Genomic DNA, 19,208 nt, shown 5'->3' with positions numbered 1-19,208 from the left:
GCGCGGTCCACCGGTGATTGTGAGCCGGATTGCGCGGTCCACCGGAGAGCGTGAGCCCACTGCGTAAGCAACACGCCGACCGAATCCACGAGAACGTGTCGTGGATGGCACGTTCTCGTGGAATGGGCGAGCGTGTCGGGCCAGGTCGGGCCGAGCCTGGTGCATCGGTCGGTCGTCGGCGGCTCAGCCCTTGATTGCGCCGGCGGCGATGTTGGCGATGAAGTGCCGCGAGCCGATGATGAACACGCCGATCAGCGGGACCACACTGATGAGGGCGCCGGCCATCACCATCCCGTAATCGGTGAGGTACAGGGAGTTGAGGTTCTGCAGGGCCGTCTGCAGGGTCTGGCGCTCCGGATCCACGAGCACGATCAACGGCCACACGTAGTCGTTCCATGCGGTGATGAAGGTGAAGATGCCGAGGAATGCGAGTCCTCCGCGGAGAAGAGGCACACCCACCCTCCAGTAGGTGGTGAAGAATCCGGCGCCGTCGATCCGTGCCGATTCCACGAGCTCGTCGGGGATGGATCCCGCCGCCATCTGCCGCAGCAGGAAGATGCCGAAGGCGTTCGCGGCGCCCGGGACTATCAGCGCCTGCAGCGTCCCTACCCAGCCCAGTTCCGACATCAGGATGAAGCTCGGGACCAGGGAGAGGCTTCCGGGCACCAGCATGGTGGCGATCAGCAGGATGAACAACGGTTTCTTGCCCGGGAAGTCGAACTTCGCGAAGGCGAAGGCTGCCAGGGAGTCGAAGAACATCACCAGGGCGGCGCTGGCCGTGGAGACGATGATCGTGTTCACCAGTGCCTGCAGCAGGTCGACGCTGGAGACGACGCTGCGCACGTTCTCCGCGAAGCTGCTGCCGACGGTGAGCTTCGGCGGGTAGCCGAAGATCTCCCCGGTGGTCGAGGTCGACATCACGATCAGCCAGTAGAACGGGAAGATCGACAGCAGCACGTCGATGATCACGCACAGGTGGGTGACGGCGGCGGCGAGCCGGCCCCGCGCCACGTAGTGCGCGTTCGGGCGGCGTGCATCTGCGGTGCTCTTCGGTGCGGCCGGTTTCAGTGCGGTCATCCTCGGGCCTCCTTGGTCCGTACGGCGCGTCGCACCGTGTCGTCACCACGTCCGGAGACCAGGCGCCAATTGATGATCGCGAAGATGGCGGCGATCAGGAACAGCGCCCAGGCGATCGCCGAGCCATAGCCGAAGTCGAACTGAGTGAACGCCTGGTTGTACTGGTAGAGCACGATCGTCATGCCCGCCTCGCCGGCGCCGCCGGAATCTCCGAGCAGCACCTGGGGCTCGGTGAACAGGCTCAGGCCGCCGATGGTCGAGGTGATCACCGTGAACAGGATGATGGGGCGCATCATCGGCACCGTCACCCGGAAGAAGACCTGCCATAGGTTGGCTCCGTCGACCTTCGCGGCGTCGTACAGGTCTGTGGAGATGGACTGCAGGCCCGCGAGATAGATGATCGCGTTGTAGCCGGTGAATCGCCAGATCACCATGACCGCGATCGTGATCTTGATACCCCAGGGGCTCGACAGCCACGGCACGGCGTCCAGGCCCACTGCGGTGAGTGCGGAGTTCACCAGGCCGAAGGTGTCGGAGAAGACCGATCCGAAGACGATCGCCATCGCCACCATCGAGGTGACGTTGGGCAGGAAGAAGGCCACTCGGTAGAACTTCGTGAACCGGATGTTCTGGTGCAGCAGGAACGCGATGACCATCGCGAAGAGCAGCATCGGGATGGTCGAGAGGAACCAGATGATGAAGGTGTTGCCAACGGAGTTCCAGAAGCGGCCGTCGGTGAGTAGGAACTTGTACTGCGCCAGGCCCACGAAGGAAATCTCGCCCATTCCATCCCAGTCCATGAAGGACAGGACGATGGAGAACAAGATCGGGAATAGACCGAAGACGGCGAACAGCAGGTAGAAGGGGGAGATCGCCAGGTAGAGCGGCAGCACCTCCCGGATCTTCCGCTTTCGCTTGGCGGTGGGATCCGCGGAGGTGAGGGCGTCGCGCGGCCGCGTCGGGGTTGCGGTGCTCACGAGAAGACTCCTCGCTTGAGGAGGACGCGCTCCGCCTGGCCGATCGCATCGTTCCAGGCGGCCTCGGAGTCCTTGCCGGAGGTCTCCACGTTCGAGAGCTCGAGGACGAACTTGCCCATGATGAAGGTCTCCGCGTTGCTGATGAACGAGGAGGGGACCGATTCCGCAGCGGTGGAGAAGAACGCGAGCGGGTCCTGGTCCCCGTAGAAGTCTCCGGAGTAGGTCAGATCCTCGAAGGAAGCGGGTGTGGAAGGGAACAGCGACTCGTCCTGGTAGGCGGCGGCCTGGTTCTCGGGAGAGTTGATCCAGGTGATGAAGGCGAGTGCGGCCTCCGGGTCCTTGCAGGTGTGGGGAAGCGCGGCGAAGGAGCCGCCGCTGTTGCCAGGACGCACCGGCTGCGACGCGAGGCGCCAGGCGCCGGCGGTGTCGGGAGCGGACTGCTGGAGGACCTGGGCCCACCAGGCCGCCCCGATGTTCCCGGCGGTGCGGCCGCTGGCCCAGGCAGCATTCCGGTCAGTGTCGCGTTCCCGCGGGATCTTGGCCGTCACACCGGCCTCGATGGCGGCGACCGAGGTGTCCCACGCCTGACGGACGGCGCTATCTGGCCGCAGATAGAGGGCCTTGTCATCGGTGTCGAAGAAGCGTTCCGGGCTCGCGTTCAAGAATTCCTCGAAGACGTTCAGCGCGTCGTTGACGAGGAAGGCGTCGGCCGCCCCCTTGAGCTCGGCGCCGAGCGCGATCCAATCCTCCCACCTGGTGATCGCCGCCGAAACATTCGCGGGCGTGCTCGGCAGGCCCGCCTCCTCAAAGATGTCCTGGCGGTAGAAGTAGCCCGTCGGGCCGATGTCCAGGGGGAAGAAGCAAAAGCGGCCGGTGGGGGTCGTTCCGAGGTTCCACTTCCACTCGTAGTAGTCGTCCTTGACGGAGTCCGCGCCGAGCTCGGACAGATCCAGGAACAGGTCCTCGTTGGTGAAATAGAGGGCGTTGTTGGAGTTGATGTAGGTGATGTCGGGGATGTAAGCGTCGCCGGCCAGACTTGTGCGGAGCTTGGTGTCGAAACTGGTGCCGATCACATCGGCTCGGAGATGGCGGTCGGTGCCGGGGATCTCCTGGCTCGCCTGCTCCAGCAGATCTCGACTGGCTGATCGGTCCCAGAACCACAGCACGAGTTCGTCGGGGTCCTCGGAGATCGTCGGGTCCGAGCCGCAGCTGGCCAGGGCCAGGGGGAGCAGCCCGGCGCCGAGCATCAGGGATCGTCGCGAAGGATGATTCCGCGGTGGGGAACTTCGAAATGGACGTCGTGTGAGCGCAGCGCTCATACGCACCCTCCTCCTTGAGTGGCAGTCGCAGTTCCGTGAACGTTCACGGGTGACGCAGATCATGCCATTGGGATAATGGTGCGTCAACGGTTCGGCCGGTCGTCGTCATCATGGACCCGCGCTAAGTAGTGCGCTTGTGGAGCCGCGGGGGAGCGGGATAGGGTGACATGGTCGTGAACGTTCACGACTCTTACTGGCCTCGAACTCGAAGGACGACGACGTCTCCATGAGCACCTCCTCCACCCCGTTCCGCTGGGCGATCCTCGGCCCGGGCAGCATCGCCCGCCGCTTCGCCACCCAGCTCCCCTCCTCGCAGGACGGCGTCCTGGTTGCCGTCGGGAGCAGCTCGCCCGAGCGCGCCAGCGCTTTCGCCCAGGAGTTCCCCCTCGCCGAGCCCGCTCTGCTGGGCACCTACGAGGAGATCCTCGCCTCCGACGAGGTCGACGGCGTCTACGTCTCCACCGTCCACACCGGTCACGCTCGCCTGGCCGCAGCCGCCCTCGAGGCCGGCAAGCACGTGCTGTGCGAGAAGCCCATGACTCCGAACTCCGGTACCACCATGGCGCTGACCGACCTCGCCGTGCGCAGTGGGAAGGTGCTCCTGGAGGCGTACATGTACCGCTTCCACCCGCAGACCGTGAAGGTCCTCGAGCTCGTCGCCGACGGAGCGATCGGCGACGTCACCCACGTCGACGCCTCGTTCGCGTTCGACACCGGCGGACGCACCGGGCGCCTTTTCGACCCGGCCGTCGCCGGCGGCGGCATCCTCGACGTCGGCTGCTACCCGCTGTCCTTCGCACGGTTCGTCGCCGGTGCCGCGCAGGGCGCTGCCTTCGCTGATCCGACGGCTCTGCGGGGCAGCGGCACGATCGGGGAGACCGGGGTCGACGAGTGGGCAAGCGCCGAGGTGACTCTGCCCGGCGGGATCACGGCCAGCCTGCGCACCGGGGTGCGCCTTGCCGATCCGCAGACCGCGACGATCATCGGCTCTCGCGGTGCGATCCGGCTGTCGGACCCGTGGGCCCTCGGTGAGCAGCAGGTCATCGAGCTCGACGTCGTCGGCAAGGAGCCGCAGCGGCTCGAGATCCCGCAGTCCGCCGCGTACGCGCGCGAGGCCGATGCTCTCGCCCGCGCTGCCCGTGAGGGCGCTGCGGTCCCCGAGGTCACCGCCGAGAACTCGCTCGGCCAGGCCCGGGCGCTGGACGCGTGGCGCGAGGAGTTGGGGCTGCGCTTCCCCTTCGAGGCGGATGACGCGGACATCCCCACCCTCACCGGGCGCCCGCTCGTCGCCGGCAGCGTGCAGTCCGGCCCGTCGATGGTCTACGGGGAGCTCCCGGGCATCGAGAAGAAGGTCTCGCGCCTGGTGATGGGCTGCGACAACCAGATGAACCTGGCCCACGCCTCGGCGATGTTCGACGCCTTCTACGAGATCGGCGGCACCACCTTCGACACCGCCTACATCTACGGCGGCGGGTACGTCGAGGGGCTTTTCGGGAAGTGGGTGCAGAACCGCGGTGTGCGTGAGGACGTCGTCGTGATCACCAAGGGCGCCCACACCCCGCACTGCGATCCGGAGTCGATCACCCGTCAGCTCCAGGAGTCCCTCGAGCGTCAGGGCACCGACTACGCGGACCTCTACATGATGCATCGCGACAACCCGGAGATCCCGGTCGGGGAGTTCGTCGACGTCATGGACGAGCACCTGCGGGCCGGTCGCATCCGTGCCTACGGCGGCTCCAACTGGACCCCTGCCCGGGTGGACGAGGCCAACGCGTACGCCCGGGAGAACGGCCGCGCCGGGTTCACGATTCTCTCCAACCACTTCGGTCTGGCGGAGGCGCTGGATGTGCCGTGGGCGGGCTGCGTCCACGCCACCGACGCCGACTCCAAGGCATGGCTCGAGGATCGTGGCATCGCGCTGCTGCCGTGGTCGTCCCAGGCGCGAGGGTTCTTCACCGGGCGGGCGCACCCCGAGGACCGTTCCGATGCGGAGCTCGTGCGCTGCTACTACAGCGACGAGAACTTCGAGCGGCTGGCCCGGGCCGAGACCCTGGGCGCTGAGCGCGGGGTGCCCGCGACGGCGATCGCCCTCGCCTTCGTGCTGCACCAGAAGTTCCCGACGTTCCCGCTGTTCGGCCCGCGCAGCATCGCCGAGATGCGCTCGTCGACCCTCGGACTCGGAGTCGAACTCGCCGAGAGCGACCTCGCGTGGCTCGACCTGCGGGCCGAGCAGCGGGCGTGACAGACTTCCGCGCATGACGCAGCAGGCGAACAGCCCCGGCACGCACCGTGCGACGATCATCGACGTCGCTCAGCGCGCCGGGGTCTCCCGGCAGACGGTCTCGCGGGCGATGAACGACATGCCCGGCATCAGCGTCGCCACTCGTGAACGAGTGCTCGACGCCGCACGCGAGCTCAGCTATCGCCCCTCCCGCTTCGGGCGGGGCCTGGTCGAGCAGGGTCCCATCACCCTCGGCCTGGTGGTGATGGACCTGACCAACGCGTATTACGGGGAGCTGGGTACGGCAGTGGTGCGTGCCTGCGCTCCGTACGGGTGGAACGTGGTCTTGGTCGAGGCGGAGAACGCTATTGATCCGGAGAGCGTCGCCGCTGACCTGGCGCGCCGGGTCGACGCGATCGTCGGCTACGGCGTGGGGACCGGCGACATCCGCGGCGGCACGGGCATGCCCGTGGTGCAGCTGGACGGCGGCCGGAAGCATCTCGACGCCGGAGGCGTGGTCGAGCAGCTGTTCACGGAGGCGATGCCCGAGCTCGTGGGGCACCTCCGGGATGTGGGCGTGCGGCGCCCGCTGGTGCTGGACCTGACCGGCGGCCCGATAGGCGGCCGGGCTCTCACCCTCGCTGCTGCACTCCGCGAGCTGACGGATGACGGCGAGGTGCTGATTCATGAGGTCGACGCCCGCACCGGCCACCGTGAGGCCCTCGAGGTGGCACTCGCCACCGGTGCCGACGCCCTCATCGCCTTCAACGACGAGCTCGCGGTGCGCCTGCTGCGTGCACTGCGCTCGATGGAGATCGAGATTCCCGGCCAGGTCCGCCTCGTAGGTATCGACGGACTTGAGATCGGATCGCTGGTGACTCCCGAGCTCACCTCGTTGAGCATCGACATCGAGGCGGTGGCGCGGGAGACCGTCGAGCTGGTGGCAGGGATGCTCGAGGGGACCGTTCCGCTGAAGGGGCCAGATGCACATCGAACGGTGCCCTATCACCTGGAGGTCCGCGCCTCGACCTGAGGTGTCCAGTCCGTCCCGTGGCCGTCCACCACCTGGATTCGCGATGTTGCGCACGCCGCATCCGGATTCCTCGCTCCGGGGGTGCGTGCCGTGGCAGACTGTGACGTCGGTTCTGGTTCACGGCGCCCGCCCGGGCGCCGACCCAGCGACCCCGAGAAGGAGAGACATGAAGGCTGATATCCACCCCAAGTACGTCGAGACCCAGGTGACCTGCACCTGCGGTAACTCGTTCACCACGCGCAGCACCAAGACCGACGGTGCGATCAGCACCGAGGTCTGCTCCGCATGCCACCCCTTCTACACCGGCAAGCAGAAGATCCTGGACACCGGCGGCCGCGTGGCCCGCTTCCAGGCCCGCTACGGCAAGAAGGCCTGACACCGAGTCTCCGACGCCGGTGCGCGCCCCAGGGCGTGCACCGGCGTCGTCGCATGTGAGGGCGTGATGGTTGATGAAGGACGACGACACCGCTGACGGTCGCGGGGCCCACGATGCCCGTGGGATCCGTGATGCCGGGGGAGACAGTGATGCCCGTCTGGACCCGTTGCGCAGCGAGCATGCCCGCCTGCAGGAGTCGATGGCAGATCCCGATCTCCATGACAACCCCGCGCGCGCCCGACGGGTCGGTCGTCGTTACGCCGAGATCGACTCGGTGCTGGAGGCCGCCGCACGGATCGAGTCCACGACCGCGGATCTCGAGACCGCTCGTGAGCTGATCGAGCTGGGGGAGGCCGACGACGAGCTGTCGGCCGAGGCCGAGCAGCTCTCCGCCCGCCTCGAGATCGAGCGCGAGCACCTCGAGGATCTCCTCGCACCCCGGGATCCCGACGATGCTCGGGACGTCCTCCTCGAGATCAAGGCCGGGGCAGGCGGTGAGGAGTCCGCCCTGTTCGCGGCCGAGATGCTGCGCATGTATCGCTCCTACGCGGAGCGCAACGGCTGGCGCGTCGAGGTCCTCACCTCCGCGGAGTCCGACCTCGGGGGATTCAAGGACGTCACCGCGGCGATCACCGCGCGCGCCGGCACCACCCCGGCCGACGGCGTCTACGCCCACCTCAAGCACGAAGCCGGCGTGCACCGCGTGCAGCGCGTGCCGGTCACCGAATCCGCGGGCCGCATCCACACCTCAGCGGTGGGCGTTCTCGTCCTGCCCGAGGCGGACGAGGCCGACGAGGGCGAGGTGCTCGCCGAGGCGATGGCACCCGCGAACCTCCGGATCGACGTGTACCGCTCGAGCGGCCCTGGCGGGCAGAGCGTGAACACGACCGATTCGGCGGTGCGCATCACCCACGTCCCCACCGGCCTCGTGGTCTCCTGCCAGGACCAGAAGAGCCAGCTGCAGAACCGTGAGCAGGCGATGCGCATCCTTCGCACCCGGCTGCTGGACGCGCGCCGCGCCGAGCAGGAGGCGCAGTCCTCCGCGGCCCGCCGCTCCCAGGTGCGCACTGTCGATCGCAGCGAGCGCATCCGCACCTACAACTTCCCCGAGTCACGGGTCGCCGATCATCGCACCGGGTACAAGGCGGGGAACCTCGCCGCTGTGCTCTCCGGCGACCTCGAGGATCTCATCGCCTCCTCCCGGGACGCCGAGCGCGCCGCCCGCCTCGAGGACGCCCAGCGCATCGCTGCCGAGGAGGCTCGATGAGCACCGATTCAGCGAGCACTGATCCGGCGCCCACTGTTCCAACGACCACCGATACGGTGACGAGCGACCCGACGGCGTCCTCTGGGTCCGCTGCGTCGAGGGCATCTGTTGGGTCTGTTCCGTCGGCCCCGTCGGCCCCGTCGGTTCCGGCTGCTGCGCTGTCCGGCGCTGCCGCGAGGGATCGCCTGCGCTCCGCCCTCGCGGAGACCACAGCGCGCCTCGGAGTCGCCGGGGTGCCGTCGTCCAGCGTCGACGCACGCGCGCTGATCGCCGCGGCGGCCCGCACCGAGGGGCCGCTCGTGATGCTCGACGAGCTGCCGGAGTCCTTCGCCGCAGATCTCGAGGCGCTCACCGCCCGCCGCGAGCAGCGCGAGCCGCTCCAGCTGATCCTGGGCCGTGCCCCATTCCGTCGGCTGATGCTCGCGGTGCGACCGGGGGTCTTCATCCCGCGGCCGGAGACCGAGCTCGCCGTGGATCTGCTGCGCGAGGAGTCCGCCGGCGCTCTGGGCAGCGTGGTGGACCTGTGCACCGGAAGCGGAGCGCTGGCCGCCGCGATCCTCGACGAGATGCCCGACTCCCGCGTCACCGCGGTCGAGGTCGACCCGGCGGCGATCGACCTCGCTCGAGAGAATCTCGAGATGGCCGGCCCAGGCCGCGGCCGCGTGCTGCCCGCCGATCTGACGGCGGCCCTGCACGACCCGTCGAGCGCCTCCGCAGCGGTCCTGACCACGCTGTGCGCGGAAGGACCCGTGGACGCCGTCGTCTCCAACCCGCCCTACATCCCGCCCGAGGCGGTGCCTCGGGATGCCGAGGTGCTCGACCACGACCCGCACCGTGCTCTCTTCGGTGGGGGGCCGGACGGGCTGGAGGTCCCGCGCGCCGTGATCTCCTGGGCCGCCCGTCTGCTGCGACCCGGGGGAGTGCTGGTCATGGAGCACGCCGACGTCCAGGGGGACGCTGCGCGGCGCGCCGCTGCTCAGCACGGCGGATTCGACACCCTGCGCACCGCCCGTGATCTCACCGGCCGCGACCGCTTCCTGGTCGCTCGCCGTGCCGACGCGGACCCCGACCCCGGAAGTGAGAGACTGACCTCGTGAGCGTGCATGACACCCAGAACCCAGAATCCCGCGACGCCGCACTGACGGCCGCGACCGACGCCGTCCGTGACGGCAAGCTGATCGTCCTGCCGACGGACACCGTCTACGGCATCGGGGCTGACGCCTTCACCCCGGATGCCGTCAACGCCCTGCTCGACGCCAAGGGGCGCGGACGCGACGTGCCACCGCCGGTCCTCGTGGGAGACCACGCCGTCCTGCTGGCGCTGGCCACCGACGTGCCCGACTACGTCGAGCAGCTGGCCGAGGAGTTCTGGCCCGGCCCGCTGACCATCATCCTCACCGCCCAGCCGTCGCTGACCTGGGACCTGGGGGAGACCCGCGGAACCGTCGCCCTGCGCATGCCGGACGACGAGATCGCGCTGGCGCTCCTGCGCCGCACCGGTCCGCTCGCCGTCTCCAGCGCGAACCGCAGCGGCAAGCCCGCCGCGCTCACGGTGCTCGATGCCGCCACGCAGCTCGGGGACAGCGTCGAGGAGTACCTCGACGGAGGAACTGCCAGGATCGGGACCGGCTCGACCATTCTCGATGCCACCGTGGAGCCTGCGGAGATCGTCCGAGAAGGCAGCCTCACCAAGGACCAGATCATCGCGGTCGTCGGCGACATCTTCGCCGCTCCCGCGCCGGAGGCCTCCGAGGACGACCCGGACGGCGCAGTCGACGCAATCGACGCAGACGGGACGGGCTCGCACGAGGCAGCGGACGATGGCTCTGCGGTCGACGGTGCTGCCGTCGACGGCTCTGCAGCAGATGGTTCTGCCACCGACGGTTCTGCCACTGACGGTTCGGCCACTGACGTTTCTGCCGCCGACGGGTCCGTGCCGGGCGGTTCTGCTGCCGCGGCCAATGCCTCCGCGCTCGACCTCCCGTCCGAGCCCGACCTGGGACAGTCCTCGACGTCCCCCGCCGAGCTCGCCGAGCCCGCTGCCCCCGTCGTCCCCGCGGATGACGGCGCCGACGTAGCGACGACCGCCGCGGCGGACCCGGCGAATACCGAGGGTGTTCCCCGCGACGGACACGCTGCGGGGTGAGGATCTATCTCTTCGTCCTGCTGATCTCTGCGGCAGTGACGTACCTGGTCACCCCGGCCGTGCGGCTGCTGGCCCGTCGAGCCGGGGCGATGACCGCGGTGCGGGAGCGTGACGTGCATGATGCCGTGACCCCCCGGCTGGGCGGACTCGCGATGCTCATCGGTGTGGCCGCCGCGATGGTGATCGCCAGCAAGGTGCCCTTCCTCGAGGGGCTGTTCGAGGACAACCGGCAGCCCTGGGCGATCCTCGCGGCCGCCGGCCTCGTCTGCCTGCTCGGCGCAGCGGATGACAAGTGGGACCTGGACTGGATGACGAAGCTGGCGGGCCAGATCCTCGCGGCGATGCTCCTCGCCTGGCAGGGCGTCAGCCTGGTGACCCTGCCGATCGGCGGCGTGACCATCCTGTCCGAGCGCTCGGCCCTGATCCTCACCGTGCTCGTGGTCGTGGTCTGCATGAACGCCGTGAACTTCGTGGACGGCCTCGACGGCCTCGCCGCCGGAGTGATGGCCATCGGGGGCTCGGCCTTCTTCGTGTACGCGTACACGCTCACCCGCAACGCCTCGACGACCGACTATTCCTCGCTCGCCGCCCTGCTCACGGCGGTGATGATCGGTGCCTGTCTGGGGTTCCTGCCCCACAACATGACCCGTGCCCGGATCTTCATGGGGGATTCCGGATCGATGCTGTTGGGTCTCCTTCTTGCCGCGAGCACGATCGCGGTGACCGGTCAGGTGGATCCCGCACGACTGTCGGGGGCGGACTTCTTCGGCCAGTTCCTGCCGATCCTGCTGCCGATCGGCGTGATGGTCATCCCGTTCCTCGACTTCGCGCTCGCCGTCGTGCGGCGGATCGGCTCGGGCAAGTCCCCGTTCCATGCCGACAAGGCTCACCTGCACCACCGGCTGCTGCGCCTGGGGCACTCCAAGCGCAACGCCGTGCTGATCATGTACACGTGGACGGTCGTCGTGTCGGTCGGTCTGCTGCTGCCCATCGTGCTGTCCACCCAGGCTGTCGTGATCTTCTGGGTGTGCGGGCTCCTCCTCGCGCTCCTGCTGACCTTCGACCCGCTCAGATGGCGCCCCGGGCGCCGCCGGAAGGAATCCGATGTCCCCTCGTCCTGACAGCCCCGCCACCCCTACGGGGTCGACGCCGCGTCGTCGCGCCGTGGGAGATCGCGCGATGCAGCGGGCCCTGATCCTGGCGCTCGTCGTCGGCATGGCGCTGGACGTCGTGGTCATCGTGATCGCAGCCATGAGCTCCGACTCGCCGGCGCTCGTCGGTGCGCTCATCGGCACGGGCCTCACGCTCGTGGTCGTCCTGCCGACCCTCGCGATCACCTTCGCCGGCCCGCGGATGACGCCGGTGTCGATGGCCGCGACCGTGCTCGGCAGCTGGGCGGTGAAGATGCTTGTTGTGATCCTCGTCCTGATCATCGTGCGCGACATGGCCGGCGTCTCCACCCGGTGGATCGGACTCGCCCTGCTGGTGGGCGCGGTCTCGGCTGTAGCGGTCGAGGTCACCCTGCTGGCACGGTCCCGTCAGCCCCTCGATGTGGAGCAGGTCGCAGACCCCTCCGAGGACCAGTCCGGATCCTGACTCTCTGTTATGATTTCCAAGGTGCTCGACCGCTGATCACGGTGCAATACCGCAGCGAGTTCGACCACTGATCGACCACCCGGAACGCCTAGCGTCGTCCATCGTCGTACGCATGGTGGCCGCCCCGGGATGGACTCGATCAACATGACGGCCACGGCCGACGCGACTGCGTCCGGCCAGACGACCACGGGAGATCGAGCTGAACACCGCAGACCTCAGCCCCACGCTGTACGCAGAGGGCGATTCGCTCTTCCATATCCCGAGCCTGGCGGAATTCTTCCCGCCGCCGATCCTCTTCGCCGGGACCCCGTTCGAGTTCAACCGGGTGCAGCTCGTGCGCCTGATCGTCATCGCGGTCGTGCTCATCGTGATGTGCGTGATCGCCTCCCGGGCCAAGCTGGTCCCCGGCCGCGCGCAGAGCATCGTCGAGATCCTGATCGAGTTCGTGCACGGCACGATCATCCAGAACACCCTGGGGATCCGGGAAGGCCGGCGTTTCGCCCCCTTCCTGATCACCCTCTTCTTCCTCATCCTCGCGATGAACCTCGCCGGGGTGGTCCCGGGTCTGAACCTCGCGGGCACCTCCGTGATCGGCTTCCCGCTGCTGCTGGCGCTGTGGACCTTCGTGACCTACGTGGTCGCCGGCATCAAGAAGCACGGGCTGGGCGGCTACCTCAAGCACGAGACCATGCCTCCCGGTGTGCCGAAGCCGATCTACATCCTGCTGATCCCGATCGAGTTCCTCCAGGTCATCCTGATCCGCTGGGCCTCGCTCACGATCCGACTGCTCGCGAACATGGTCGCCGGCCACATCATGCTGGTCGTCTTCATCGGGCTGACCCAGGGGCTGCTGCTCTCGGGCACCTGGCTCATCGTGGCCTCCCCGTTCGCCGGAGCCCTCGCCATCGGCATCTACGGCTTCGAGATCTTCGTCGCCGCGCTGCAGGCCTTCATCTTCACGATGCTGGCCGCGGTGTACATCCAGATGGCCTCCTCGGACGAGCACTGAGCGCTCGCCTCCGTTCCCGCACCTCCCCGCAAGACCCCTGTCTGCTGCCCGCCCGGGCAGCACAACGAAAGGAATCCCCGTGGACCCGATGATCCTCTCCGAAATCAACGGCAACGTCGCGTCGATCGGCTACGGCCTCGCCGCTATCGGCCCCGGTATCGGCATCGGCATCATTGTCGGCAAGACCGCTGAGGCCACCGCGCGCCAGCCCGAGCTGCGCGGCCAGCTGCAGACCACCATGTTCATCGGTATCGCCTTCACGGAGATCCTGACGCTGCTGGCCATCGTCACCGGCCTCATCTTCGGCGGAACGGCCTGAGGCTCCCCTGATGCTCACCGCTGAAGCAGAAGTTCCGGGCTACAAGCTCCTGCTGCCCGATGTCCCGGAGATCATCTGGACGTTGATCTTCGTCGTCATCTTCGTCGTCGTCTTCATGAAGTTCGTCCTGCCGCGGCTCACCGCCGTGCTCGATGAGCGTGCGGAGAAGATCGAAGGCGGGCTGAAGAAGGCCGAAGAGGTCCAGCAGCAGGCCGATGATCTCAAGGCCACCCAGGAGCAGGAGCTCGCCGCCGCTCGTCAGGAAGCCGCAGGCATCCGCGAGAAGGCACGCCAGGACGGCGCACGCATCGTCGAGGAGGCCAAGGCTCGCGCCGAAGCCGAATCCGAGCGCGTTCTCGTCGCCGGCCGTCAGCAGCTGTCCGCGGAGCGCCAGACGGCCTCCACGCAGCTCCACAGCGAAGTCGGATCGCTCGCGAGCGACCTGGCCTCGAAGATCGTCGGGGAGTCCCTCACCGATGATGAGCGCTCCCGCCGCGTGATCGACCGGTTCCTGGACGACCTCGAGTCGAGCCAGTCCGCCACCCGATAAGGATCAGTGATGCGAGGAACTTCCTCCACCTCGTTCGCCGAGGTCGTCCAGCAGGCCCAGTCCGTCTTCGCGACGGACGGCCTCTCCCTGGACAGCACCGCGGACGAACTGTTCGCGATCGCCGATGCGATCGATTCCAGCAATCAGCTCGTGCGTCTGCTCAGCGACTCCGGTCGCGACGCCGAGATGAAGGAGTCGGCCGTCCGTGCGCTGCTGACCGGCAAGGTCAGCGATGCCGCCCTCGGCCTCACCCTCGAGGTCGTGCGTCGGCGCTGGTCCGAGCAGGAGGACATCCTCGACGCCCTGGAGCGGCTGGGGGTGACCGCCCTGCTGGAGCAGTCCGAGCGCGAGGGCGTCCTCGGTCAGGTCGAGGAGGAGCTGTTCCAGGTCTCGCGTCTGATCGACGACAGCGCTGAGCTGTCCTCGAGCTTCGATGACGCACGGAAGGATCCTGCGGCCCGCGGGCGGGTCATCCGCACGCTGCTGGAGGGACGTGCCCACCGGCTCACGGGGGCCCTCGCGGTCCGCGCCGTGTCCCGACGCACCGAGCAGAAGCCCTCGCGCCGGGTGCGCGAGATCGCGGAGTTCGCCTCGGACCGTCGTCGCTGCCTCCTTGCCGTGGTCGAGACCTCTCGTCCGCTCGACGAGGCCCAGCAGTCCCGTCTCGCTGCGGTCCTGGCCGGCATCTACGGCCGTGAGGTGCAGATGAACCTCGAAGTCTCAGCGGACGTCGTGGGCGGTCTGCGGATCCATGTCGGAGACGACCTCTACGACGCAACCGTCCTCGCGCGCCTCGCCCAGGCCCGCGAACACCTGGTGTCCTGACGGCTCCGGCCGCGGCACCTGCCCCAGCACCACACATCACCCCCGCAGCGACGGGACCACGAGAGGAAGCGAAGCACCGCGATGGCTGAGCTCACGATCCGCCCGGAGGACATCCGGCACGCACTGGACACCGCCGTGTCCACCTACCAGGCAGGTTCCACCGACCGCGAGGAGATCGGCCGGGTCACCGAGTCGGCCGACGGCATCGCCCGCGTCGAGGGCCTGCCCAACGTCATGGCCAACGAGCTCGTCCGCTTCGAGAACGGGGAGCTCGGCCTCGCGCTGAACCTCGAGCTCAGCGAGATCGGCGTCGTCATCCTCGGCGAGTTCTCCGGCATCGCGGAGGGCCAGGAGGTCCGTCGCACCGGCGAGGTCCTCTCCGTGCCCGTCGGCGACGGGTACCTCGGTCGCGTGGTCGACCCCACCGGAGCCCCGATCGACGGCCTCGGCACGATCGACACCGTCGGCCGCCGCGCCCTCGAGCTCCAGGCTCCCGGCGTCATGCAGCGCAAGAGCGTCAAGGAGCCCCTGGCGACCGGGATCAAGGCCATCGACGCCATGACCCCGATCGGCCGCGGTCAGCGTCAGCTGATCATCGGCGACCGCCAGACCGGCAAGACCGCGATCGCGCTGGACACGATCCTGAACCAGAAGGCGAACTGGGAGAGCGGTGACCCGCAGAAGCAGGTTCGCTGCATCTACGTCGCCGTCGGCCAGAAGGGTTCGACCATCGCGTCGGTGCGCTCGACCCTCGAGCAGGCCGGTGCCCTGGAGTACACGACCATCGTCGCGGCTCCGGCCTCCGACCCGGCCGGCTTCAAGTACATCGCTCCCTACGCGGGCTCCGCGATCGGTCAGCACTGGATGTACGAGGGCAAGCACGTCCTCATCGTCTTCGACGATCTCTCCAAGCAGGCTGAGGCGTACCGCGCCGTGTCCCTGCTGCTGCGGCGTCCGCCGGGCCGCGAGGCCTACCCGGGCGACGTCTTCTACCTGCACTCGCGTCTGCTCGAGCGTTGCGCGAAGCTGTCCGACGAGCTGGGCGGCGGCTCGATGACCGGCCTGCCGATCATCGAGACCAAGGCCAACGACGTGTCGGCCTACATCCCGACCAACGTCATCTCGATCACCGACGGCCAGTGCTTCCTTCAGTCGGACCTGTTCAACGCGAACCAGCGCCCGGCGGTCGACGTCGGCATCTCGGTCTCCCGCGTCGGCGGCTCCGCCCAGACCAAGGCCATGAAGGCCGTCTCGGGCACGCTGAAGATCTCGCTCGCGCAGTACCGCGACCTCGAGGCCTTCGCGATGTTCGCCTCGGACCTCGACGCCGCGTCCAAGCAGCAGCTGAACCGTGGTGCCCGCCTGATGGAGCTCCTCAAGCAGAACCAGAGCTCGCCCTTCCCCATGGAGGAGGAGGTCGTCTCGATCTGGGCCGGCACCAAGGGCAAGTTCGACGACATCGATCTCGAGGACGTCCGCGATTTCGAGGCGCACCTGCTGGAGCACCTGCGTCACAACGGAGGCGTGCTCGACGCGATCCGCAGCACGAGCAAGTTCGAGTCCGCGACCGAGGAGGAGCTGTCCAGCATCCTCGACGAGGTCAAGAAGGACTTCCTCGCGGGCAAGGGCAAGAGCGCAGGCGTGAACGACGTCAGCGAGCGCCTCGACGACGAGGACATCGAGCAGGAGAACATCGTCCGCGGCTGATCCGATTCATCCGTGCCCGCCCGGGAGGGCGGGCACGGCGGACGCCGGTTTCACGCCACGCACGAGGAGAGACATGGGAGCACAGCAGAGGGAGTACAAGAAGCGGATCAAATCCGCTCAGGGCATGAAGAAGATCTTCAAGGCCCAGGAGATGATCGCCGCCACGCGCATCGCCAAGGCGCATGCCCGCGTGCTCGCCACGACGCCGTACGCCGATGCCATCTCGCAGGCCATCGGAGCGGTCGCGACGCACTCCACCGACTTCGCGCATCCCTTCCTGGAGCAGGACCGCACGCAGACCAACCGCGTCGCGATCCTGCTGATCACCTCCGATCGCGGCATGGCGGGTTCGTACTCGCCCAACGCGATCCGTGAGGCGGAGGAGCTCGGCAACTCGCTGCGCGACGAGGGCAAGACCGTGGACATGTACATCGTCGGCCGCAAGGGCGACTCGTACTACCGGTTCCGCAACCGTCCGTCGGTCAAGACGTGGACTCCGTACAAGGAGGAGGAGCTCGCGTCCCTCGGCCACGAGATCGCCGAGACCCTCACCGAAGTGCTGCTGAGCGAGGACCCCGCGGTCCACGTCGATGAGCTGTACCTGGTCGGAACGCGGTTCAAGAGCCGGTTCCAGCAGTTCGCACGCGTCTCCCGGCTGGTGCCGATGGGCATCGTGGAGGCCGAGGACGGCGGCGAGAAGCCGACGTTCCCGCTCTACGAGTTCACCCCCGACGCCGAATCCGTCATGGGCGAGCTCATCCCGCGATACGTCGAGTCGCGCATCGTGAACACCCTGATGCAGTCCATCGCCTCGGAGCACGCCTCCCGGCAGCGAGCGATGCAGACCGCGACGGACAACGCACAGACCCAGATCGACAAGTTCACCCGACTGGCGAACACCGCTCGCCAGGCGGAGATCACGCAGGAGATCACGGAGATCGTCGGCGGCGCCGACGCCCTCTCCGGATCCGGGCGCACCGAACGCTGAGACCTCTGCCCAGCGCTCCTGAGCGCCGGCCCGACCCCTTGGAGAGAAGCCACATGACCACCACAGCTCCCGCCCCCGCCACCGCGACCGGTCGTATCGCGCGTGTCACCGGCGCCGTCGTCGACATCGAGTTCCCGCCCGGGAACATCCCCGCCATGTACAACGCGCTCACTGCGCGTGTCGAGGTGAGCGGCGCAGGCCTCGACTCGACGGTCCTCACCCTCGAGACCGCGCAGCACCTCGGCGACGGCATGATCCGCGCCATCGCGCTCAAGCCCACCGACGGACTCGTCCGCGGCCAGGACGTCACCGACACCGGCGCCCCGATCTCGGTGCCCGTCGGCGACGCGACCCTCGGCACCGTGTTCGACGTGGTCGGCAACGCGCTGAACCTCCCTGACGGCGAGACCCTTCAGGTGTCCGAGCGCTGGCCCATCCACCGCACGGCCCCGAGCTTCGACCAGCTGGAGTCCAAGACCCAGATGTTCGAGACCGGCATCAAGTCGATCGACCTCCTGACCCCGTACGTGCAGGGCGGCAAGATCGGCCTGTTCGGCGGCGCGGGCGTCGGCAAGACGGTCCTCATCCAGGAGATGATCTACCGCGTGGCGAACAACCACGACGGCGTCTCCGTGTTCGCCGGCGTCGGTGAGCGCACCCGTGAGGGCTGGGACCTCATCGAGGAGATGACGGAGTCGGGCGTCATCGAGAAGACCGCCTTGGTCTTCGGCCAGATGGATGAGCCGCCGGGCACGCGTCTGCGCGTCGCGCTCTCGGCGCTGACCATGGCGGAGTACTTCCGCGATGTGCAGGCCCAGGACGTGCTGCTGTTCATCGACAACATCTTCCGCTTCACCCAGGCGGGCTCCGAGGTCTCGACCCTGCTGGGTCGTATGCCGTCGGCCGTGGGCTACCAGCCCAACCTCGCGGACGAGATGGGTGTGCTCCAGGAGCGCATCACCTCGACCCGCGGCCACTCGATCACCTCGATGCAGGCGATCTACGTGCCGGCCGATGACTACACCGACCCGGCACCGGCGACCACCTTCGCCCACCTCGACGCCACCACGGAGCTCTCCCGTGAGATCGCCTCGCGCGGTCTGTACCCGGCGATCGACCCCCTGACCTCGACCTCGCGGATCCTCGATCCGCAGTACGTGGGCCAGGACCACTACGACACCGCGGTGCGCGTGAAGATGGTGCTGCAGCGCAACAAGGAGCTGCAGGACATCATCGCGATGCTGGGCGTGGACGAGCTCTCCGAGGAGGACAAGGTGACGGTGTCGCGCGCGCGCCGCATCCAGCAGTTCCTCTCGCAGAACACCCACCTCGCCAAGCAGTTCACCGGTGTGGACGGCTCGGACGTCTCGCTCCGCGACACGATCGAGGGCTTCAAGGGCATCTGCGACGGCGAGTTCGACCACATCACCGAGCAGGCGTTCTTCAACGTCGGCGGCATCGACAAGGTCATGGAGAACCACCACCGCATCCAGAAGGAGCTCGGGGCGTGAGTGCACTCGAGGTCACCTTCGTCACGAGCGGTCGCACCGTGTGGTCCGGTCAGGCCGCCCAGGTGGTCGTGCCCGCGGCCGACGGCTCCATGGGCATCCTGCCGCAGATGCAGCCCACTCTCGCCGTTCTCGGCGACGGGCAGGTGCGCATCATCGACCAGGACGGCTCGGTCGCCGAGCGGGCCGTCCATGGTGGCTTCGTGTCCGTGGACTCCGACAAGGTCACGATCGGCGTCGACGATGCCGAGCTCCTCGAGTCGGATCACTGAGCGGCGCCTGAGCAGTCC

Annotated in this window: 19 protein-coding genes; 16 read left to right on the top strand and 3 right to left on the bottom strand. The window is 68.1% G+C overall.

What is annotated here, in order from left to right; genetic code table 11:
• Positions 1 to 183: 183 nt before the first annotated feature.
• From ACT3UL_RS08280 to ACT3UL_RS08270, 3 genes are read right to left on the bottom strand one after another with little or no spacing between them, the layout of a single operon-like run.
• Positions 184 to 1,077, bottom strand: coding sequence for a carbohydrate ABC transporter permease (locus ACT3UL_RS08280; RefSeq protein WP_444577769.1), 894 nt, complete (start codon positions 1,075 to 1,077; stop codon positions 184 to 186).
• Positions 1,074 to 2,054, bottom strand: coding sequence for a carbohydrate ABC transporter permease (locus ACT3UL_RS08275; protein WP_444577767.1), 981 nt, complete (start codon positions 2,052 to 2,054; stop codon positions 1,074 to 1,076). The genes ACT3UL_RS08280 and ACT3UL_RS08275 overlap by 4 nt, the downstream gene beginning before the upstream one ends.
• A complete protein-coding gene (locus ACT3UL_RS08270; protein ID WP_444577765.1) occupies positions 2,051 to 3,301 on the bottom strand; it encodes an ABC transporter substrate-binding protein in 1,251 nt (416 codons plus the stop codon). The genes ACT3UL_RS08275 and ACT3UL_RS08270 overlap by 4 nt, the downstream gene beginning before the upstream one ends.
• 298 nt (positions 3,302 to 3,599) lie before the next feature.
• On the opposite strand from ACT3UL_RS08270, the gene ACT3UL_RS08265 reads away from it, so the two are divergent.
• The 16 genes from ACT3UL_RS08265 (at position 3,600) to ACT3UL_RS08190 (ending at position 19,190) form a co-directional block, all read left to right on the top strand.
• Positions 3,600 to 5,615: an aldo/keto reductase gene (locus ACT3UL_RS08265; protein WP_444577763.1), complete on the top strand. Its 2,016-nt coding sequence runs from the start codon at positions 3,600 to 3,602 to the stop codon at positions 5,613 to 5,615.
• Positions 5,616 to 5,628: 13 nt separating this feature from the next.
• Positions 5,629 to 6,627, top strand: a complete 999-nt coding sequence (locus ACT3UL_RS08260) for a LacI family DNA-binding transcriptional regulator (RefSeq protein WP_444577761.1) — start codon at positions 5,629 to 5,631, stop codon at positions 6,625 to 6,627.
• A gap of 166 nt (positions 6,628 to 6,793) precedes the next feature.
• On the top strand, positions 6,794 to 7,003 hold the full coding sequence (gene rpmE / locus ACT3UL_RS08255; protein WP_444577759.1) for a 50S ribosomal protein L31: 210 nt from the start codon (positions 6,794 to 6,796) through the stop codon (positions 7,001 to 7,003).
• Between the two features lie 73 nt (positions 7,004 to 7,076).
• Entirely contained in the window at positions 7,077 to 8,270 is a 1,194-nt protein-coding gene (prfA, locus tag ACT3UL_RS08250; RefSeq protein ID WP_444577757.1) for a peptide chain release factor 1, read from the top strand.
• A 158-nt stretch (positions 8,271 to 8,428) separates the two neighbouring features.
• Positions 8,429 to 9,367, top strand: a complete 939-nt coding sequence (prmC, locus tag ACT3UL_RS08245; RefSeq protein WP_444577808.1) for a peptide chain release factor N(5)-glutamine methyltransferase — start codon at positions 8,429 to 8,431, stop codon at positions 9,365 to 9,367.
• Positions 9,364 to 10,416, top strand: coding sequence for an L-threonylcarbamoyladenylate synthase (locus ACT3UL_RS08240; protein ID WP_444577755.1), 1,053 nt, complete (start codon positions 9,364 to 9,366; stop codon positions 10,414 to 10,416). The genes prmC and ACT3UL_RS08240 overlap by 4 nt, the downstream gene beginning before the upstream one ends.
• Complete coding sequence (locus ACT3UL_RS08235) at positions 10,413 to 11,537, top strand: glycosyltransferase family 4 protein (protein ID WP_444577754.1); 1,125 nt, start codon at positions 10,413 to 10,415, stop codon at positions 11,535 to 11,537. The genes ACT3UL_RS08240 and ACT3UL_RS08235 overlap by 4 nt, the downstream gene beginning before the upstream one ends.
• On the top strand, positions 11,521 to 12,012 hold the full coding sequence (locus ACT3UL_RS08230; RefSeq protein WP_444577752.1) for a hypothetical protein: 492 nt from the start codon (positions 11,521 to 11,523) through the stop codon (positions 12,010 to 12,012). Before ACT3UL_RS08235 ends, ACT3UL_RS08230 begins: the two co-directional genes overlap by 17 nt.
• 166 nt (positions 12,013 to 12,178) lie before the next feature.
• Complete coding sequence (gene atpB / locus ACT3UL_RS08225) at positions 12,179 to 13,021, top strand: F0F1 ATP synthase subunit A (RefSeq protein ID WP_444577807.1); 843 nt, start codon at positions 12,179 to 12,181, stop codon at positions 13,019 to 13,021.
• 79 nt (positions 13,022 to 13,100) lie between these two features.
• Complete coding sequence (gene atpE, locus ACT3UL_RS08220) at positions 13,101 to 13,340, top strand: ATP synthase F0 subunit C (RefSeq protein ID WP_319021471.1); 240 nt, start codon at positions 13,101 to 13,103, stop codon at positions 13,338 to 13,340.
• 10 nt (positions 13,341 to 13,350) lie between these two features.
• Entirely contained in the window at positions 13,351 to 13,890 is a 540-nt protein-coding gene (locus tag ACT3UL_RS08215; RefSeq protein ID WP_444577750.1) for a F0F1 ATP synthase subunit B, read from the top strand.
• A gap of 9 nt (positions 13,891 to 13,899) precedes the next feature.
• Positions 13,900 to 14,715 (top strand): F0F1 ATP synthase subunit delta, encoded by an 816-nt coding sequence (locus ACT3UL_RS08210; protein WP_444577748.1) that lies wholly within the window; start codon positions 13,900 to 13,902, stop codon positions 14,713 to 14,715.
• An 81-nt stretch (positions 14,716 to 14,796) separates the two neighbouring features.
• Positions 14,797 to 16,422 carry a F0F1 ATP synthase subunit alpha gene (gene atpA, locus ACT3UL_RS08205; RefSeq protein WP_444577747.1) on the top strand — a complete coding sequence of 542 codons (1,626 nt, stop codon included), beginning with the start codon at positions 14,797 to 14,799 and terminating at the stop codon, positions 16,420 to 16,422.
• Positions 16,423 to 16,495: 73 nt separating this feature from the next.
• The gene (locus tag ACT3UL_RS08200; protein WP_444577745.1) at positions 16,496 to 17,410 is read left to right on the top strand and encodes a F0F1 ATP synthase subunit gamma; all 915 of its coding nucleotides are present in this window, start codon (positions 16,496 to 16,498) and stop codon (positions 17,408 to 17,410) included.
• 53 nt (positions 17,411 to 17,463) lie between these two features.
• The gene (gene atpD / locus ACT3UL_RS08195; RefSeq protein ID WP_444577743.1) at positions 17,464 to 18,921 is read left to right on the top strand and encodes a F0F1 ATP synthase subunit beta; all 1,458 of its coding nucleotides are present in this window, start codon (positions 17,464 to 17,466) and stop codon (positions 18,919 to 18,921) included.
• Complete coding sequence (locus ACT3UL_RS08190; protein WP_444577742.1) at positions 18,918 to 19,190, top strand: F0F1 ATP synthase subunit epsilon; 273 nt, start codon at positions 18,918 to 18,920, stop codon at positions 19,188 to 19,190. Before atpD ends, ACT3UL_RS08190 begins: the two co-directional genes overlap by 4 nt.
• The last annotated feature ends 18 nt before the right edge of the window (positions 19,191 to 19,208 follow it).

It is taken from the genome of Brachybacterium sp. 107 (genome assembly GCF_052379725.1).
GTDB lineage: Bacteria > Actinomycetota > Actinomycetes > Actinomycetales > Dermabacteraceae > Brachybacterium.
This window is presented reverse-complemented; position numbering and strand designations above follow the sequence as displayed.

What these genes read in the sequence shown, in the direction of transcription:
- atpA (WP_444577747.1), top strand. Translation starts at nt 14,797, where the DNA reads ATGGCTGAGCTCACGATCCGCCCGGAGGACATCCGGCACGCACTGGAC.
- ACT3UL_RS08230 (WP_444577752.1), top strand. Translation starts at nt 11,521, where the DNA reads ATGTCCCCTCGTCCTGACAGCCCCGCCACCCCTACGGGGTCGACGCCG.
- ACT3UL_RS08270 (WP_444577765.1), bottom strand. Translation starts at nt 3,301, where the DNA reads ATGCTCGGCGCCGGGCTGCTCCCCCTGGCCCTGGCCAGCTGCGGCTCG.
- rpmE (WP_444577759.1), top strand. Translation starts at nt 6,794, where the DNA reads ATGAAGGCTGATATCCACCCCAAGTACGTCGAGACCCAGGTGACCTGC.
- prfA (WP_444577757.1), top strand. Translation starts at nt 7,077, where the DNA reads ATGAAGGACGACGACACCGCTGACGGTCGCGGGGCCCACGATGCCCGT.
- ACT3UL_RS08200 (WP_444577745.1), top strand. Translation starts at nt 16,496, where the DNA reads ATGGGAGCACAGCAGAGGGAGTACAAGAAGCGGATCAAATCCGCTCAG.
- ACT3UL_RS08280 (WP_444577769.1), bottom strand. Translation starts at nt 1,077, where the DNA reads ATGACCGCACTGAAACCGGCCGCACCGAAGAGCACCGCAGATGCACGC.
- ACT3UL_RS08265 (WP_444577763.1), top strand. Translation starts at nt 3,600, where the DNA reads ATGAGCACCTCCTCCACCCCGTTCCGCTGGGCGATCCTCGGCCCGGGC.
- ACT3UL_RS08210 (WP_444577748.1), top strand. Translation starts at nt 13,900, where the DNA reads ATGCGAGGAACTTCCTCCACCTCGTTCGCCGAGGTCGTCCAGCAGGCC.
- ACT3UL_RS08260 (WP_444577761.1), top strand. Translation starts at nt 5,629, where the DNA reads ATGACGCAGCAGGCGAACAGCCCCGGCACGCACCGTGCGACGATCATC.
- ACT3UL_RS08215 (WP_444577750.1), top strand. Translation starts at nt 13,351, where the DNA reads ATGCTCACCGCTGAAGCAGAAGTTCCGGGCTACAAGCTCCTGCTGCCC.
- atpD (WP_444577743.1), top strand. Translation starts at nt 17,464, where the DNA reads ATGACCACCACAGCTCCCGCCCCCGCCACCGCGACCGGTCGTATCGCG.